Source organism: Caulobacter sp. UNC279MFTsu5.1 (assembly GCF_900114015.1).
Taxonomy (GTDB): Bacteria; Pseudomonadota; Alphaproteobacteria; order Caulobacterales; family Caulobacteraceae; genus Caulobacter.
Genome location: NZ_FORN01000056.1, coordinates 1 through 16,819, shown reverse-complemented (window position 1 = coordinate 16,819; position 16,819 = coordinate 1). Strand labels below are relative to the sequence as shown.

The 16,819-nt window shown below is 69.3% G+C and carries 12 protein-coding genes; 6 read left to right on the top strand and 6 right to left on the bottom strand.

The genetic code is table 11. The annotated features are described in order from the left end of the window. The first annotated feature begins 76 nt into the window (after positions 1-76). A complete protein-coding gene (locus BM066_RS22865) occupies positions 77-1,135 on the top strand; it encodes a LacI family DNA-binding transcriptional regulator (protein ID WP_255367705.1) in 1,059 nt (352 codons plus the stop codon). A 78-nt stretch (positions 1,136-1,213) separates the two neighbouring features. Here the strand turns inward: BM066_RS22865 and BM066_RS22860 are convergent, their stop codons facing one another. Together BM066_RS22860 and BM066_RS22855 are read right to left on the bottom strand one after the other, a co-directional pair. After that, complete coding sequence (locus BM066_RS22860; protein WP_089930519.1) at positions 1,214-2,239, bottom strand: zinc-binding dehydrogenase; 1,026 nt, start codon at positions 2,237-2,239, stop codon at positions 1,214-1,216. Positions 2,240-2,271: 32 nt separating this feature from the next. Next, positions 2,272-3,087, bottom strand: a complete 816-nt coding sequence (locus BM066_RS22855) for an oxidoreductase (RefSeq protein ID WP_089930517.1) — start codon at positions 3,085-3,087, stop codon at positions 2,272-2,274. Between the two features lie 105 nt (positions 3,088-3,192). Here BM066_RS22855 and BM066_RS22850 point away from each other — a divergent pair, with 105 nt between their 5' ends. Then, a complete protein-coding gene (locus tag BM066_RS22850) occupies positions 3,193-3,777 on the top strand; it encodes a TetR/AcrR family transcriptional regulator (protein WP_089930514.1) in 585 nt (194 codons plus the stop codon). 9 nt (positions 3,778-3,786) lie between these two features. Here BM066_RS22850 and BM066_RS26585 read toward each other — a convergent pair whose 3' ends face one another. The 4 genes from BM066_RS26585 to BM066_RS22835 form a co-directional block, all read right to left on the bottom strand. Further along, positions 3,787-3,963: a hypothetical protein gene (locus tag BM066_RS26585; RefSeq protein ID WP_177218528.1), complete on the bottom strand. Its 177-nt coding sequence runs from the start codon at positions 3,961-3,963 to the stop codon at positions 3,787-3,789. Between the two features lie 66 nt (positions 3,964-4,029). Beyond that, positions 4,030-4,737 carry a DUF899 family protein gene (locus BM066_RS22845; protein ID WP_089930513.1) on the bottom strand — a complete coding sequence of 236 codons (708 nt, stop codon included), beginning with the start codon at positions 4,735-4,737 and terminating at the stop codon, positions 4,030-4,032. A gap of 65 nt (positions 4,738-4,802) precedes the next feature. Further along, on the bottom strand, positions 4,803-6,428 hold the full coding sequence (locus BM066_RS22840; RefSeq protein ID WP_177218527.1) for an alpha-amylase family glycosyl hydrolase: 1,626 nt from the start codon (positions 6,426-6,428) through the stop codon (positions 4,803-4,805). Next, entirely contained in the window at positions 6,425-8,206 is a 1,782-nt protein-coding gene (locus tag BM066_RS22835; RefSeq protein ID WP_089930511.1) for an alpha-amylase family glycosyl hydrolase, read from the bottom strand. Before BM066_RS22835 ends, BM066_RS22840 begins: the two co-directional genes overlap by 4 nt. A 352-nt stretch (positions 8,207-8,558) precedes the next feature. Between BM066_RS22835 and BM066_RS22830 the strand changes: the two genes are divergently transcribed. From BM066_RS22830 to BM066_RS22815, 4 genes are all read left to right on the top strand, one after another. After that, positions 8,559-11,315: a TonB-dependent receptor gene (locus BM066_RS22830; protein ID WP_089930509.1), complete on the top strand. Its 2,757-nt coding sequence runs from the start codon at positions 8,559-8,561 to the stop codon at positions 11,313-11,315. Positions 11,316-11,397: 82 nt separating this feature from the next. Next, on the top strand, positions 11,398-12,900 hold the full coding sequence (locus tag BM066_RS22825; protein WP_089930506.1) for a tryptophan halogenase family protein: 1,503 nt from the start codon (positions 11,398-11,400) through the stop codon (positions 12,898-12,900). Positions 12,901-12,936: 36 nt separating this feature from the next. Beyond that, on the top strand, positions 12,937-14,142 hold the full coding sequence (locus tag BM066_RS22820) for a winged helix-turn-helix domain-containing protein (RefSeq protein ID WP_089930545.1): 1,206 nt from the start codon (positions 12,937-12,939) through the stop codon (positions 14,140-14,142). Between the two features lie 106 nt (positions 14,143-14,248). Next, entirely contained in the window at positions 14,249-16,099 is a 1,851-nt protein-coding gene (locus tag BM066_RS22815; RefSeq protein ID WP_089930505.1) for a DEAD/DEAH box helicase, read from the top strand. Positions 16,100-16,819 lie beyond the last annotated feature (720 nt).

Here is a 16,819-nt window from a genome sequence, read left to right as displayed (position 1 = left end):
GCGCCCAACGTCCGCCGGACCTCGCCGACGGCGCTTGAAAACCACCGCCACGGCGCCTTAACAAAGGTCTGAAAAGATTTGCGGCAAATTTTGCAGCAACACCTACGGACGGGGCGGGACAGTGACCAAGGGCGCGACGCGGCTGGAAGACCTGGCCAGGCTGGCCGGGGTGTCGATCTCCACGGCCTCGCGGGCGCTGAACGACAGCCCGGCCGTCAACACCCGCACCAAGCAGCTGATCTGGAAGCTGGCGCGCGAGATGGACTATCCGTTCCGCCGCTACATGCCCGCCGGCCCGATCGGCGCCGAGGGCACGATCGCCATCGTGGTGCCCCGCCCGCAGGGCCGCGAGGGCCGGCTGTCGGACCCGTTCTTCCTGGAGCTGCTGGCCGGGGTCGGCGAGGCGGCGCGCGAACGCGGCTGCGACCTGATGATCAGCCACGTGGCCCCGACCAGCTTCGAGGACCTGTCGGCGGCCATGACCACCAGCCGCGCCGACGGGGTGATCTTCCTGGGCCAGAGCTGGCTGCACACCGCCTTCAACCGCCTGGCCGAGACCGAGGGCCGGTTCGTGGTCTGGGGCGCGCAGCTGCCCGACCAGGCCTATTGCTCGGTGGGGTCGGACAATCCGCTGGGCGCCAGGCGCGCGACGCTGCACCTGGCGCGGCTGGGCCGCAAGCGCATCGTCTTCCTCGGCGACACCGAGGCCCCCGAGGCCATGCAGCGCCATCGCGGCTACCTGGACGCGGTCGAGCAGTTCGGCCTGGGCGTGGATCCCGAGCTGATCGTGCCCACCCATTTCGAGGTGGAGTCGGCCGAGGCCAGCGTCGACTCCCTGATCCAGCGCGGGGTGACGTTCGACGGCGTGGTCGCCGCCTCCGACCTGATCGCCCTGGGCGCCATCCGCGCCCTGCAGCACGCGGGGATGTCGATCCCGCGCGACGTCTCGGTGATCGGCTATGACGACGTGCCGTTCGCCCGCTATTCGCGCCCGGCGCTCAGCACCATCTCGCAGGACACCGCCAAGGCCGGCCGGCTGATGGTGTCCAAGCTGCTGGACGCAAGCGGCCAGGGCGCCAGCCGTTCGGAGCGGGTGCCGACGGACCTGATCATCCGGGAGTCGTGCGGGGGTTAGATCCACCGCCCTCTCAGGTCTTCGGAACGTCCGCCCTGCACAAGCCCGGCGGCCGCCTGCAAGGGCCGCCGGCGCCTGTCAGTCGTTCAGCAGCACGATCTTGCCGGCCACCGATCGGGTCTCGAGCGCGCGATGGGCCTCGCTCGCCGCGCGCAGCGGAAAGGTTTCGCCGACCAGCGGCGTCAGGACGCCGTCCCCCACCAGCTTCAGCACGATCGCCAGATCGGTCTGGTAGGCGCTTGGCCGCTGGTCACGCCAGGGTTCAGCGGAATAGGCGACCACGCCCTGGCCCTTGCCGAACAGGCCAAGGCTGGAGAACTGGGCGTTCAGAAGCAGGTCGGCGACGGCCAGCGGATTGACCTGGCCGCCCCGGGTCATGTCGTAGGCGCCGTAGAGCACCCCCACGCCGCCGGGGCGCAGCGCCTTCATCGACACCGTCTTGAAATGCTTGCCGCCCAGGTGATCGAAGGCCGCGACCACGCCGCCGCCGCTCAGGGCCCGGGTCCGCGCCACGACGTCCTCCGCCGCATAGTCGATGGGTTCGCCGCCGCGCTCGCGGACGGCGTCGGCCTTGCCGCGCGAGGCGGTTCCGATCGCGCGGACGCCGGCGATGCGCGCCAGGTCGAGCAGCAGGCCGCCGACGCCGCCGCCCGCCCCATGCACCAGCACCCATTCGCCCGCCGCTGGATTGGCGATCCGATGCAGCATCTGCCAGGCGGTCACCCCGTTGAGGACCACCGCGACCAGGCGGGCCGCATCCACCCCCTCGGGCGCCGGCGCCAGCCACGCCGCCTTGACGTTGCGGCGCGTCGTATACGAGCCGAAGACGGTGATCCCGGCCACCCGCTGGCCGACCGCCAGGCCGTCGACGCCCGGTCCGAGCGCCTCGACCCGGCCGACAAGGTCATAGCCGGGCGTGATCGGCGGCTTGTGTCCCGCATAGACGCCTTGCCGCATCATGATGTCGGCATAGGCGACGCCGGCCGCCTCGATGGCGACTCGGACCTCGCCGGCCGCCGGCGGCGGCAAGCGGCGCTCCACCGCCGTCAGGACCGTCGCCGGTCCTTTGCGAGGAACATGCATTTCAAGGGCTTGGTCGGTCATCTGGTCTTCCTGGGCGATGGGCTCGGTCCGGCCTAGGCGGGCAACCGCATCTGCTTGCGCAGGCTCTTATCGAAGGCCCTAGCCGGCGCGAACCGGCGCAGGAGCGAGATCCGCTTGGCCAACCGGCCGGCGGGGTAGCGTAGCCGGGGCCGCGGATCGACGGCGGCGGCGCGAACCACCGCGCCCACCACCTCCGGCAGGTCGGCGGTCGGCATGACCTCGTCGAGCAGCGCCCGGAAGCCGGCCCGCGCCTGGTCGTAGACGGCGATGGGCGAGTCGGCCGGCAAGGCGTTCTGGTCGAACGTGCTGCGGATATAGCCCGGCTCGATCAGGGAAACGCGGATATTGAAGGCGCGAACCTCGTGGTCGAGGGATTCCGAATAGCCTTCCAGCGCGTGCTTGGTCGCCGCGTAGTGGGCGGAATAGGGAGCGGGGATCAGTCCGAGCACGGAGCTGATATTAAGAATACGCCCTTGGCGGCGCTCTCGCATCGACGGCAGCACCGCATTGATCATTCGCATGACGCCAAACAGGTTGACGTCGAACAGGGCCTGGGCCTGGCGGATCGAGGTTTCCTCGGCCCCGCCCATCAAGCCGAGCCCCGCGTTGTTGACCAGCACGTCGATCTGGCCCGCCTCAGCCAGCACCTTGGCGACCAGCGCCTGGACGGACGCGTCGTCGGTGACGTCGCAGGTCAGCATCCGCACGTCCTTGGGCGGATCGGCGAGCGGCCGACGGCTGGCGCCATAGACCGTGAACCCGGCCGCGGCCAGGGCCTGGGCGATGGCGCGGCCGATCCCGGCGGAGGCCCCCGTCACCAGGGCGATCTTCTTGCGTTGAGCGTTCATGGGCCTTCCCGTAGGCAGAGGGCGCCGGAGCGGCGTCGCACTTTGCATTACGATCATAATGTGACATTATGATCGTAATGCAATAGAAAATCTTGGGAGCAGGGCATGCGCTATGAAAAAGGTCGGCGAGACGCGTCGCGTCAGCGCATCCTGCAGGCGGCCTCGGAGCGCTTTCGCGCCGATGGCATCGCGGCCTCCGGGCTGTCGCGCGTCATGCAGGACGCCGGCCTGACCAACGGCGCCTTCTATCCGCACTTCCAGTCCAAGACCGAACTGGTGCGCGAAAGCCTCGCCACGGCCCTGGACGCCCAGGCCCAGCAGATGCGGGAAATCCTCGACGCCGAGGGCCTCGACGGGCTGATCGCGACCTATCTGTCGCCCGAGCATCGGGACAACCCGCAGGTCGGCTGCGCGACCGCCGCCCTGGCCGCGGAGATTGCTCGCGAACCGCCGGAAACGCGGACGGTCTACACCGAGCGCGCCGCGGCGCTCGCCCAACAGGTCGCCGCCTATATGCCGCCGCAGGCCAAGGACCCAGAGGGTTTGGCCCTGGCGCTTTTCGCGACCTTCATCGGCACGCTGCAACTGGCCCGCGCCGCCGACAGCGCCGAGATGTCCGATCGCATTCTCGCCGTGGGGCGGGAGGCGGCGCGAGCGCTGTCGCGAACACCGTCATTTTCGGCGCCCTAGGGTCCGGACTCAATTGAGCCAGTAGGCGCAGAGGGCGGCGATGAGGACGCTGCGCCCGGTCAGGGCCTCGAACATCCGCAGCCAGAGCCCCTGTCGGTGCGCGCCCTTGCGCCCGCGCGGCGGCAAGGGCTCGATCTGAGCCCACCCCTCGTCGCCAAGCCACTGAACCTGCTTGGCTATCCTCAAGACTCCCTTCCAGAAGCCTTGAATCAGCAACTCGCACTCGCCGTTACCGCTTATTGAGTACGGACCCTAGTAGTCCAGCTTCGGATACCAGTCCGCCCCCCGCCCGTCCGGCGTCATGTCCAGCACGGTCCACAGCGGCGAAAGGTCCGGCGCGCCGCGAGGGTCCTGGCCCGGATCGGCGGAATCGCCAGTCATCTCGCCCGACCAGAAGTGGCGGATCGTCCCGTCGCGGCGGGTGAAAACGTTGAAGGCCGGGACCTCCGACCCATCCGGCAGCAGGCCGAAATAGTCGCGTGAAAAATTGTCGTTCAAGTCTTGGAAAAGCCTGAGGTTCCTCCAGCCACGCTCACGCTTGAAGTCCAGCAGCCGCTCGAGCGGCGAGCGGGCGACGACGGCGAGCGAGATCTTCTGGCCCAGATCGGCGGCGTTGCCGTCCAGCGGGCCGAGCAAGGCGGTGCACATCGGGCACGGCCGCTCGCGCTGCGGCCCGAACATGAAGCTGTAGACGGCCAGGGTGTCCTTGTCGCCGAACAGGCCGGCGAAGTCGGTCGGGCCGTCCTCACCCTGGAACCGGTAGTCGCCGCGCACCTCGCCGCCGGGCGGCAGCTCGCGACGCTGGGCGGCGACGCGCTCGATGTGGCGACGCAGTTCGAGCTCCTCGGCCAGCAGCGCGGTGCGCGCCGCCCGGTATTCGGCGCTCTCGTTGGGAAAACGGACCGGGCCGCGCCGGGCCAGCTCGTCGGCGGGGGTCAGGGTATGGGTGCGGGCGTCCATCTTGGGTGCTCCTCCATGTCGTGTCGCGACATTTCAAGGACGCGGGACGGCCCGCCGATCCGACACTAGGCCTTCACCGCGACCAGACCCGCCATCGGCGGCAGCCCCCCCTCGCCCGCCAGGTTGACGCCTTCGACAACGCGCCAGCCCTCCGGCAGGTCCCAGGCCACGTCCTCGAAACCCAGGTTGAAGGCGCACAGCACCTGGTCGGCGCCCTCGCCCCGCAGGAAGACCAGCAGCGGCTCGGGCGCCGCGACCAGGGTCATGCCGCCCGTCCGCAAGCCCGGAAGCCCGCGGCGCAGGGCCACGACCCGGCGGGTCAGGTTCAGGGTGGAGTCGGCGTCGCGCTCCTGGCGGTCGACGGCCAGGTCGATGTGCGACGGGTCGATCGGCAGCCACGGCTCGACCTTGGAAAAGCCCGTGTGGGCGGCCACCGCCACCCACGGCATCGGCGTGCGGGCCCCGTCGCGGCCCAGGGTCTCGGGCCAGTTGGCGATCGCCTCGGGGTCGCGCAGCCGGTCGTAGGGCACCTCGGCCTGGGGCAGGCCCAGCTCCTCGCCCTGGTAGAGGAAGACGTTGCCGCGCAACGACACCAGCAGCAACAGCGCCATCTCGGCGAAGGCCTTGGGATCGCGGCCCTGGGCCCATCGCGACACCGCCCGCGGCGCGTCGTGGTTGGAGAACGTCCAGGACGGCCAGCCCTCCCCCGCCCCGCCTGGCCACAGGGCCGCGCCTTGCCGAACCAGGTCCGGAGCCAGGGCGTCGGCATAGAGATAGAGGAAGCCGTAGGCGCTGTGCAGGCGGTCTGGACCCTGGGTGTACAGCTTCATCTCGCTGTCGGCCCGCTCGCCCCCGACCTCGGCCACCATGAACCGGCCGCCGTACGACTCGCCCAGCTGGCGCAGCCGGCTCAGGAAGGCCGGGATGCCGTCATGCGACTGATTGTGGAAGTGGTGCTGGAAATCGAACGGCCGGGTGCGCTTGCCGCCACCCTCGAGGATCGGCGGATTGTCGGTCAGGGCCGGGTCGTGCATGGCGAAATTGATCGCGTCGAACCGGAAGCCGTCGACCCCGCGCTCCAGCCAGAACCGCGATGTAGCGATCAGGGCGTCCTGCACCTGGGGGCTGTGGACGTTGAGATCGGGCTGGGCCGACAGGAAGTTGTGCAGATAGTACTGGCGACGGCGCGCGTCCCAGGTCCAGGACGGCCCGCCGAACACCGACTGCCAGTTGCTGGGCGGCGAGCCGTCCGGCTTGGCGTCGGCCCAGACGTACCAGTCGGCCTTGGGGTTGGTCCGATCCTGGCGGCTGGCCTTGAACCACGGGTGCTCGTCGGAGGTGTGCGAGAACACCTGGTCGATGATCACCTTCAGGCCCAGGGCATGGGCCTTGTCGATCAGGCGGTCGAAGTCGGCCAGGGTCCCGAAGATCGGGTCCACGTCTTCGTAGTTGGAGACGTCGTAGCCGAAGTCCTTCATCGGCGAGGCGAAGAACGGCGACAGCCAGATGGCGTCCACGCCCAGCGAGGCGATGTGCTCCAGGTGGGCGGTGACGCCCGGCAGGTCGCCGATCCCGTCGTCGTTGGAGTCGGCGAAGCTGCGCGGATAGACCTGATAGATGACCGCGCCGCGCCACCAGTCGCGGTCGTCGATCGGACGGGCCGACGGCTTTGAAAGGGTCTCGACCGTCACTGGCCAACCTCCGAAACGCAAATCGTGTAGTCGAGCGGGCCGATCTCGACCCGATAGCTGCCCGGCGCCGTGGCGGCCGCCGCGCAGGATCCGTGGGCGGACCGCCAGGCCCGCGAGGTCGCGTCGACCTCGACCTGGGCGGTGATCGGCGTGAGGCCGGTGTTGAACGCCACCAGCACCTCGCCGGCTTTGGTCATCCGGGAGACGGCGAACAGGCCCGGCGTGTCGCCGGCGGCCCGCACCACCTGGCGGCCGCGCCGCAGGGCCGGCTCGGCGGTTCGCAGCCGCGCCATGGCCGAGATCGACCGGTAGAGCGTCCCGTCGGTCCTGAAGTGATCGCCCGCCGCCGATCCGCCGTCGACCAGCCGGCCGGCGGCGTAGGCGGCGACCCGGGTCGCGAACATGTCCTGGCGGGAATCCTTGTCGCCGCCCTCGCCGGCCAGCCCCTGCTCGTCGCCGTAGTAGAGCACCGGGACGCCGCGGGTGAACATCAGCAAGGCGTGGGCCAGGACCACGCGTCGCGCGACCTCCTCGTCCGAGGCGTCGGGATGGGCGGCGCGCACGAAATGGCCGATCCGGCCCATGTCGTGATTGCCCAGGAAGGTCGGCAGCTGCAGCGCCGCCGTCGCCCCGCCCTCGTACAAGGCGTCCTGCGCGAACAGATGCGCCAGGACGTCGGTCCCGACCTTGCCGTTGACGACATCCGCCACGGCGCCCTGGAAGGCGAAGTCGAGCACGGCGGGATAGCCGTCCACCCGGGTGAACCGGGCCAGCATGCCCGGCTCGGTCTCGGCCACCTCGCCGAAGATGTGGAAGTTCGGGATGCCCTTCGCCCTGGCTCGGGCCTGCATGGCCGGCACGAAGGCCCGCCAGAACTCGGGATTGACGTGGCGGGCGGTGTCGATCCGGTAGCCGTCGATGCCGAAATCGTCGATCCACCGGCCGTAGATGTCGATGAAGCCCTGCACGACGCGTGGATTCTCGGTGGCCAGGTCGTCCAGCCCGGAAAAGTCGCCATAGGTCGAGCTTTCGCCCGTGAACCGGCTGTTTCCGCGGTTGTGGTACCAGATCGGGTCGTTCAGCCAGGCCGGCGCCTTGGCCGTCGCCTCGTCCTTGGGGACGAAAGGCTCGTAGGCGAAGTCGGGCCGCGTCAGCCGCGCGAAGTTCCGGGCCGTCTGCCGGTCGGCCTGATCGCCGAGGAAGCCGTCATTGATCGCCGCGCCCGCCACGCCGCCCTTGCGGACAAACGGATAGTCGGCCTTGGAGCGGTAGTCGCATCCGGCCGTCGGGCAGTCGCGATACTGGATCACGTCGGCGGTGTGGTTGGCGACGATGTCCAGATAGACCTTGATCCCCCGCGCATGGGCCGCGTCGACCAAGGCCTTCAGCTGGGCCTTCGTGCCGAAATGCGGGTCCACCTCGGTGAAGTCGGTGATCCAGTAGCCGTGATAGCCGGCGGACTCCTGGCCCGGCGGTCCCTGCACCGGCTTGTTCCTGAAGATCGGCCCCAGCCAGATCGTCGTCGCGCCCAGGCCCTGGATGTAGTCGAGCCGGGCGGTCAGGCCGGCCAGGTCGCCGCCGTGGTAGAATCCCTTGTCGGCGGGATCGAAGCCGGTCTTCAGGCGATCGCCGGCGAGGCCTCCACGATCATTGACCGGATCGCCGTTGGCGAACCGGTCGGGCAGGACGAAATAGATCACCTCGTCCTGCGGCGGGCGATCCAGATAGGCGGCGCGAACCGGCGACGCGGCCTGGGCGAAGCCGCCCCCCGCCATCATGGCGACAGCCAGCGCGGCGCCTGCCGACCGACTCGCCCATGCCCCCCGGATCCCCAAGCGCTCGCTCCCTCTGATGTGTCGAAGATCGGTCGATGCGGCGCCGATCTATTGATTTGCAATAATTTGCAGAAACCTCGCAAGCCTGTCAATCGCGCTCTCGACGAGACTGAAAAGCCTTACAGCGCCCGGAAAAGCCGCCGATAGAGCCACACATCCGCCACCCCGGAACGCCGCGCATGACATTTCGTCCATTTTTCCGGTTGCAATGAAGGCATTTATTTGCAGTAATTTTCACAACGAAGTCTGGATCACCGCGGCGGAACCGCGGGAGCCGATTGGGAGGGAGCCTCTGATGACGACCAATTCCACGCCGCGCCGAACGCGACTGATGAGCGGAGCCGCCACGGGCCTGGCCCTGCTGCTGACGGCCGGCGCCGTCCATGCCCAGGACACGACCGCATCGAGCCCCGACACCGTCGAGGAAATCACCGTCACCGGCATCCGCGCGGGCATCGAGAACGCCATCGCGCTGAAGAAATCCTCCAGCTCGATCGTCGAGGCCGTGTCGGCCGAGGACATCGGCAAGCTGCCCGACACCTCGATCGCCGAATCCCTGGCCCGCCTGCCCGGCCTGACCGCCCAGCGCCTGGACGGCCGGGCCCAGTCGATCTCGATCCGCGGCCTGGGCCCGGACTACAACACCGTGCTGCTGAACGGCCGCGAGCAGGTCTCGACCGGCGACAACCGCGGCGTCGAGTTCGACCAGTATCCGTCGGAAATCCTCAGCGGCGTGCTGGTCTACAAGACCCCCGACGCGGCCCTGATCGGCCAGGGCCTGGCCGGCACCGCCGACCTGCAGACCATCCGACCGCTGAAGTACGGCAAGAAGGTCCTGTCGGCCAACGCCCGCTACGAGTTCAACAGCGAGGACAAGCTGAACCCGGACGGCAAGGACACCGGCCACCGCCTCAGCGCCACCTTCGTCGACCAGTTCCTGAACGACACCCTGGGCGTCGCCGTCGCGGTCTCCGACATCTCGACCCCGACCCAGAGCCGCCGCTTCAACGCGTGGGGCTATCCCACCACCGCCTCCGGCGACCTGGTCATCGGCGGCGCCAAGCCGTACGTGCAGTCCAACAACCTCAAGCGCACCGGCGTGATCGGGGTGCTGGAATACAGCCCGACCGACAAGTTCCGCACCTCGCTCGACCTCTACTATTCGAAGTTCCGCGAGAAGCAGATCCTGCGCGGCATCGAGCTGCCGCTGTTCTGGAGCTCGGCCACCCTGCAGCCGGGCTACACCGCCGAGGGCGGCCTGATCACCAACGGAACCTACACCGGCGTGAAGGGGGTCATGCGCAACGACCTCAACACCCGCCACACCACCCTGAAGTCGGCCGGCTGGAACATCGCCTACGACACCGACAACGGCTGGACCCTGGCCGCCGACCTCAGCCATTCGGACGCCAAGCGCTCCGACGTGATCTTCGAGTCCTATTCGGGCACCGGCCCGTCCGGCGTCGGCGCCACCGACACCATGACCTTCCACACCACGCCGGGCGCGGGCACCACCTTCGGCTCGAGCCTGGACTACACCGACTCCACCCTATTCGTGCTGACCGACCCGCAGGGCTGGGGCGCGGGCGCGGCCGGCGGGGCCCTGACCCAGGCGGGCTTCTACAACACCCCCTCGATCAAGGACGAGCTGAACGCCATCCGCTTGAGCGCCAAGCGCGACCTGGCCTGGGGTCCGATCAACAAGGTCGAGTTCGGCTACAACGCCAGCCGCCGCGAGAAGTCCAAGCAAGTGCACGAAAGCTTCCTGACCTTCGGCGGCCGCATCGCCGACGGCGCGCCGCTCAGCCGCGCCATTCCCAAGGAAGCCCTGATCGGCACGGTCAGCCTGAACCTGATCGGCATCAAGGCCATGCTGGCCTATGACCCGACCTACCTGCTCGACAACGGCGTCTACACCCTGATCGCCGACCAGAACCCGGCCGTCCAGACCCGTAACTGGGCGGCGAAGGAAGACGTGCAGATCGCCTACGCCAAGTTCAACATCGACAGCACGGTCGGCTCGATCCCGGTCACCGGCAACACCGGCCTGCAGGTGGTCCACACCGACCAGTCCTCGACCGGCACGCGGGTCAATCCGGCCGACACCGCCCATCCGGCCAACAACGACGGCGGCGACAAGTACACCTACGTGCTGCCCAGCCTGAACCTGACCTTCGACCTCAGCAACGAGACCTTCCTGCGGTTCGGGGCGGCCCGCACCCTGGCGCGGGCCCGGATGGACGAGCTGCGCGCCAGCCAGTCGTTCAACATGAACGCCGGCAACCTCACCTCGACCGACCCGAACAACTCCTACTTCAGCACCGACGGCGGCAATCCGACGCTGCGCCCCTACATCGCCGACGGCGTGGACCTGTCGCTCGAGAAGTATTTCGGCCGCTCGGCCTATATCTCGGCGGCGGCCTACTACAAGAAGCTCTCCAACTTCGTGAACTCCAGCTCCTCGCACCTGGAGGACTTCTCGGCCCTCGTGCCCCTGCTCAGCCCCGCGCAGCAGGCGGCCCTGGGCACCACCAAGGGCCTGGCCAAGGGGCCGGAGAACGGCAAGGGCGGCTATATCCGCGGCGTCGAGCTGTCGGCCTCGGTCACCGGCGACATCTTCTTCGAACCGCTGCGCAACTTCGGCCTGATCATCAGCGGCTCGTACACCGACAGCTCGGTCAAGCTGGACGAGAACTCGGGCCCCATCGCCATGCCCGGCCTCTCGAAGACGGTGATCAACACCACCTTCTATTACGAGAACAACGGCTTCAACGCCCGGATCAGCAACCGCTATCGCAGCAAGTTCCTGGGCGAGGTCGCCGGCCTCAGCGCCGCGCGGATCTACCGGACCGTCGACACCGAGTCCGTGCTCGACGCCCAGATCGGCTACGAGTTCCGCCAGGGGCCGCTCGAGGGCCTGTCGATCCTGCTGCAGGCCAACAACATCACCGACGAGCCGTTCAAGACCTACGAGAACGGCGATCCCCGCCGGACCATCGACTACCAGAAGTACGGCACCACCTACATGGTCGGGGTTTCGTACCGGTTCTAGAGACCATCCCCCCTGCGACTCCCCGCCGGCTCGTTCCGGCGGGGTTTTTCTTTTTGGGGCGGACGAAGAAGCGAGGCTCGGCATGACCGACAACAGGATCAGGTCCGTGGTCGTGGTCGGCGGCGGCACGGCGGGCTGGATGAGCGCGGCCCTGCTGGCCCGCGCGCTGGGCGAGACGGTCCGCATCCGCCTGGTGGAATCCGAGGAAATCGGAACCGTCGGGGTCGGGGAGGCCACGATCCCCCAGATCCGCCACTTCAACGCCTTCCTGGGCCTGGACGAGAACGCCTTCCTCGCCGCGACCCAGGGCACGATCAAGTTGGGCATCGAATTCGTCGACTGGCGCGCGCCCGGCCAGTCCTACATCCACGCGTTCGGCGAGATCGGACGCCCGCTGGGCGCCGTGCCCTTCCACCACTACTGGCTGGCGGGGCGGCGGAAGGGCGACGACCACGCGCTGTGGGACTATTCGCTCAACGCCCGGGCCGCCCGCGCCGGACGCTTCGACCGCGCGGTCCGCCGCGCCGCCGGCGACGCGGGCGAACCGCTGACCTACGCCTTCCAGTTCGACGCCGCCCTCTACGCCCGCCATCTGCGCGATCACGCTCAGCGGCTGGGCGTGGCGCGCACCGAGGGCAAGATCCTGGGCGCGATGCTGCGCGAACCCGACGGCTTCGTGCGCGCGGTGACGCTGGAGAGCGGCGAGGTCGTCGAGGGCGACTTCTTCCTCGACTGCTCGGGCTTCCGCGGCGTGCTGATCGAGCAGGCGCTGAAGACCGGCTACGAGGACTGGTCCGACCTGCTGCCCTGCGACCGCGCCGTCGCCGCGCCCACGGCCAATGTCGGCCCGCCCCGCCCCTACACCCAGGCCATCGCCCGCGCCGCCGGCTGGCAATGGCGGATCCCCCTGCAGCACCGCACCGGCAACGGCCACGTCTTCTGCAGCCGCTTCGTCAGCGAGGACGAGGCGACGGCGCAGCTGATGGCCAGCCTGGAAGGCGAGCCGCTGGCCGAGCCCCGGACGCTGAAATTCGTCACCGGCCGCCGCAAGCGGTTCTGGAACCGGAACGTCCTGGCCCTGGGCCTGGCCGGCGGCTTCATGGAGCCGCTGGAATCGACCAGCATCCACCTGATCCAGTCGGGCCTGTCACGCCTATTGAACCTGTTCCCGAACAAGGGTTTCGCCCAGCGGGACATCGACGAGTACAACCGCCAGACCGGACTGGAATTCGAGCGCATCCGGGACTTCCTGGTACTGCATTACTGGGCCAACCAGCGCGCCGAACCGTTCTGGAAGGCGTGCCGCGACAGGGCGGTTCCCACCGAGCTGACCCGCAAGGTCGAGCTCTTCCGCACCCACGGCCGGCTGTTCCGCGAGCCCGACGACCTGTTCCTGGAGGCCAGTTGGCTGCAGGTGCTGGTCGGCCAGGGCGTGCCCCCGGACGACCACCATCCGATGACCGGTCAGCTCACCGACGACCAGCTGCGGGGCTTCCTGGCCGATCTGCGCAAGATCACCGCCGACGGCGCGGCCGCCCTACCCGCCCATGGTGACTTCCTTCGTCAGCAGCGCGCGGCGCGGTAGCTTGTCACCCGGCCTCCCGCCATGCTCATTCGGCCCATGGTCGAGACCCTGTCGCACAAGCAAGCCCGCCGCGTCGCCCTGGCCGCCCAGGGGTTCGCGGACCGCCGCCCCGCCCAGCCGAACCGACGCCAACTGATCGCCCTGATCGAGCGGCTGGCCGTGCTGCAGATCGACAGCGTCAACGTCGTCTCGCGCTCGCACTACCTGCCGCTGTTCTCGCGCCTGGGCGCCTATCCGCGCGCCCTGCTGGAGGACCTGGCCTGGGGCCGGAAGCCGACGCTGTTCGAATATTGGGGCCACGAGGCCTCGCTGATGCCGCTGGACCTGCAGCCCCTGCTGCGCTGGCGCATGGACGACGCGCGCCAGGGGGTCGGGGTCTGGAAGGGCGTCGCGCGGTTCCTGGCCGAGCACCGGCCGTTCATCGACAAGGCGCTGGCGGCGATCCACGAGCGCGGCCCGCTGTCGGCCGGCGAGCTGGAGCTGGGCCAGCGCGGCCAGGGCGGCTGGTGGGGCTGGAGCGAGGCCAAACGGGCGACCGAATGCCTGTTCTGGGCCGGTGAACTGACCACCGCCACCCGGCGCGGGACGTTCGAGCGCGTCTACGGTTTGCCGCAAGAGGTACTGCCCAAGGCCGTCTGGTCGGCCCCGACGCCGTCGCGGGCCGAGGCCCATCGCGTCCTGCTGCGCCGCGCCGCCCGGGCCATGGGCGTGGCCACCGAGCGCGACCTGCGCGACTATTTCCGCATGGGGCTGGCCGACGCCCGCCAGGGCGTCGCCGAACTGGTCGAGGCCGGCGAGCTGGCGCCGGTGAGCGTCGAAGGCTGGGACCAGCCGGCCTATCTGGCGCCCGACGCCCGGCGGCCACGCAAGGTCGCCGCCAACGCCCTCCTCTCGCCGTTCGACAATCTGATCTGGTTCCGCGAGCGGGCCGAGCGCCTGTTCGACGTCCGCATCCGGCTGGAGATCTACACCCCCGCCCACAAGCGCACCCACGGCTACTACGTGCTGCCCTTCCTGCAGGGCGAAGCGATCACCGCCCGGGTCGACCTGAAAGCGGACCGCAAGGCAGGCCTGCTGAGGGTGCTGTCGGCCCATGGCGAGCCGGCGGCCGACGCCGCGACGCCCGCCGCCCTGGCCGCCGAACTGCGGCTCATGGCCGCCTGGCTGGGCCTTGCGGGCGTGGCGATCGCGCCCGGCGGCGACCTGAGCCCGGCCTTGGCGGCTGAAGTCGGCGGACATTGACTTTGGCGCGCCGAAGCCTATTTATCCCCAGCTTCGGAGCAGGTCTGGCGAATCCGCGCCGCCCGCTCGCCCAAGCACGGGCGGCTCCGAGACAGACCAGCGTGAAATGACAGAATTTTCCGAACTCGGGCTTTCGCCCACGACCCTCCAAGCGGTCGCCGACACCGGCTATACGACCGCCACCCCGATCCAGGCCCAGGCGATCCCCGTCGCCCTCGCCGGACAGGACGTCCTGGGCATCGCCCAGACGGGCACCGGCAAGACCGCCGCCTTCACCCTCCCCATGGTCGACAAGCTGGCTTCGGGCCGCGCCAAGGCCCGCATGCCGCGCGCCCTGGTCATCGCCCCGACCCGCGAACTGGCCGACCAGGTCGCCGCCAGCTTCGAGAAGTACGCCAAGGGCACCAAGCTGTCCTGGGCGCTACTGATCGGCGGCGTGTCGTTCGGCGACCAGGAAAAGAAGCTGGACCGCGGCGTCGATGTGCTGATCGCCACGCCCGGCCGCCTGCTCGACCATTTCGAGCGCGGCAAGCTCTTGATGACCGGCGTGCAGATCATGGTGGTCGACGAAGCCGACCGCATGCTCGACATGGGCTTCATCCCCGACATCGAGCGCATCTTCAAGCTGACGCCGCCCAAGAAGCAGACCCTGTTCTTCTCGGCGACCATGCCGCCGGAAATCACCCGGCTGACCAAGCAGTTCCTGAAGGATCCGGTGCGGATCGAGGTCGCCAAGCCGGCCACGACCAACGCCAACATCACCCAGCTGCTGGTCAAGGTGCCGTCGTCCGATCCCAAGGCCAAGCGCCTGGCGCTGCGGGCCCTGATCGAGAAGGCCCAGATCGAGACCGGCATCGTATTCTGCAACCGCAAGACCGAAGTCGACATCGTCGCCAAGTCGCTGAAGAGCCACGGCTTCGACGCCGCCGCCATCCACGGCGACCTGGACCAGAGCCAGCGCATGAAGACCCTGGCGGCCTTCCGTGACGGCTCGCTGAAGATCCTGGTGGCCTCGGACGTCGCCGCCCGCGGCCTGGACATCCCCGCCGTCAGCCACGTCTTCAACTACGACGTTCCGCACCACGCCGACGACTACGTCCACCGCATCGGCCGCACCGGCCGGGCCGGGCGTTCGGGCATCACCTACATGCTGGTGACCCCCGCCGACGACAAGGGCTTCGACAAGGTGGTCAAGCTGATCGGCTCGACCCCGCAGGAAGAAAAGCTCGACCTCGACTATTCCAACGCCGTGACCGTGCGCCGCGAAGGCGACAGCAAGCGCGGCGGCCGTGATCGCGACCGCTCGCGCGGCGGGGAACGAGGCCGTGACCGGGACCGCAACCGCGTCCCGACCGAGCCGTCGGACGTCGCCACCGCCAATCTCGAAGCCGCCATCGCCGGCGAGCCGATCCCGTCGGCGCCGGGCGAGGCCCTGACCAAGCGTCCCGCCCGCGGCCGCAAGCCGCGCGGCGAACAGGCCGTGGTCGAGACGGTCGAGACCGAAGCGCCCGCCGCCGAGGCCGCGCCGAGCGCCGAGCGCGGTCGCCGCGACCGTGGCGGCTCCTCGCGCGACCGGGGCCGCCAGCCGCGCGTCGAACAGGACGCCGTCGCTGAACAGCCCGCCGTCGAGGCCGCCCCCGAGCGCGAGCGCGCGCCGCGTCCGGAGCGCGCCGAAGGCGAACGCCCGGCGCGCCGCGAACGCGGCCGGGATCGCGATCGTCGCCCCGAGCGGGCCGAACAGCCCCGTGTCGAAGCCGAACGCGCGCCGCGTCCCGAGCGCGTCGAGGCCGAGCGGCCTTCGCGCGGTAACGCGCCGTTGCCGGTGCGCGGCGTCCAGCCGGTTCGCGGCCGCGAGGACGACGACGATCGCCGTGTGGTGGGTTTCGGCAACGACACCCCCGCCTTCCTGATGCGCGCCCCGCCCCGCCTGGCGCCGGTCAGCGACAGCGAAGACTAGGATCGAAAGGGACACGCGAGGCTCGCGTGTCCCTTTCTCATTCAGAGCCCCCGCGCGTGGAGCAACGCCCGAGGCGGGGATGGGGGAAGCTCTAACCTCCGCCTTGAGCGAACAAACCTCAATACAATCAACGCCCTGAATTTTCTCGACCCTGATCTGTCCTCACCCTCTCAGACCGCCCCCATACTGCTCTCACCCGAAGGCATGGGGAGGGCGCACGTACGGCGACCGATGCGGCTTTCGGGGGTGGACGAGCGGGAAGGCTTGTCCGTCGTGTTCCTTCGGGAACGTCCCAGGTCGGTTCGGAGCAGGTTCGCCTCAGTCGCGACGAAGCTCCGGCGCCGGGGATAGATGGAACGAGCCAGCAGGCCTGGGCTGAAATCGCCCAGGCGGTCCGGGGCGCGCCAACACCCCGCCCGTCGGGGGCCTCCATCGGAGCGGGTTAAAAATCCGCGATCCGAAGGCTTCCGGATAACGGCTCCACGCGAAGCGCTCGTCTTTGTCGAAACGGTACTTACAACTGCAAATCATCTGGGCGAGGCCCGGGCGCTTCGCACCCTTCCCATCCGCTCAGCGAGAGATCGCGTGAGGGCGAGAGATCGCGCCACGAGACCCCCTCAGTCGCTCCGCGACAGCTCCCCCAGAGGGGGAGCAGCTGGCGCGACCTAGATCCTCCCCCTCTGGGGGAGGTGGCCCGGAGGGCCGGAGGGGGTTCCCCCC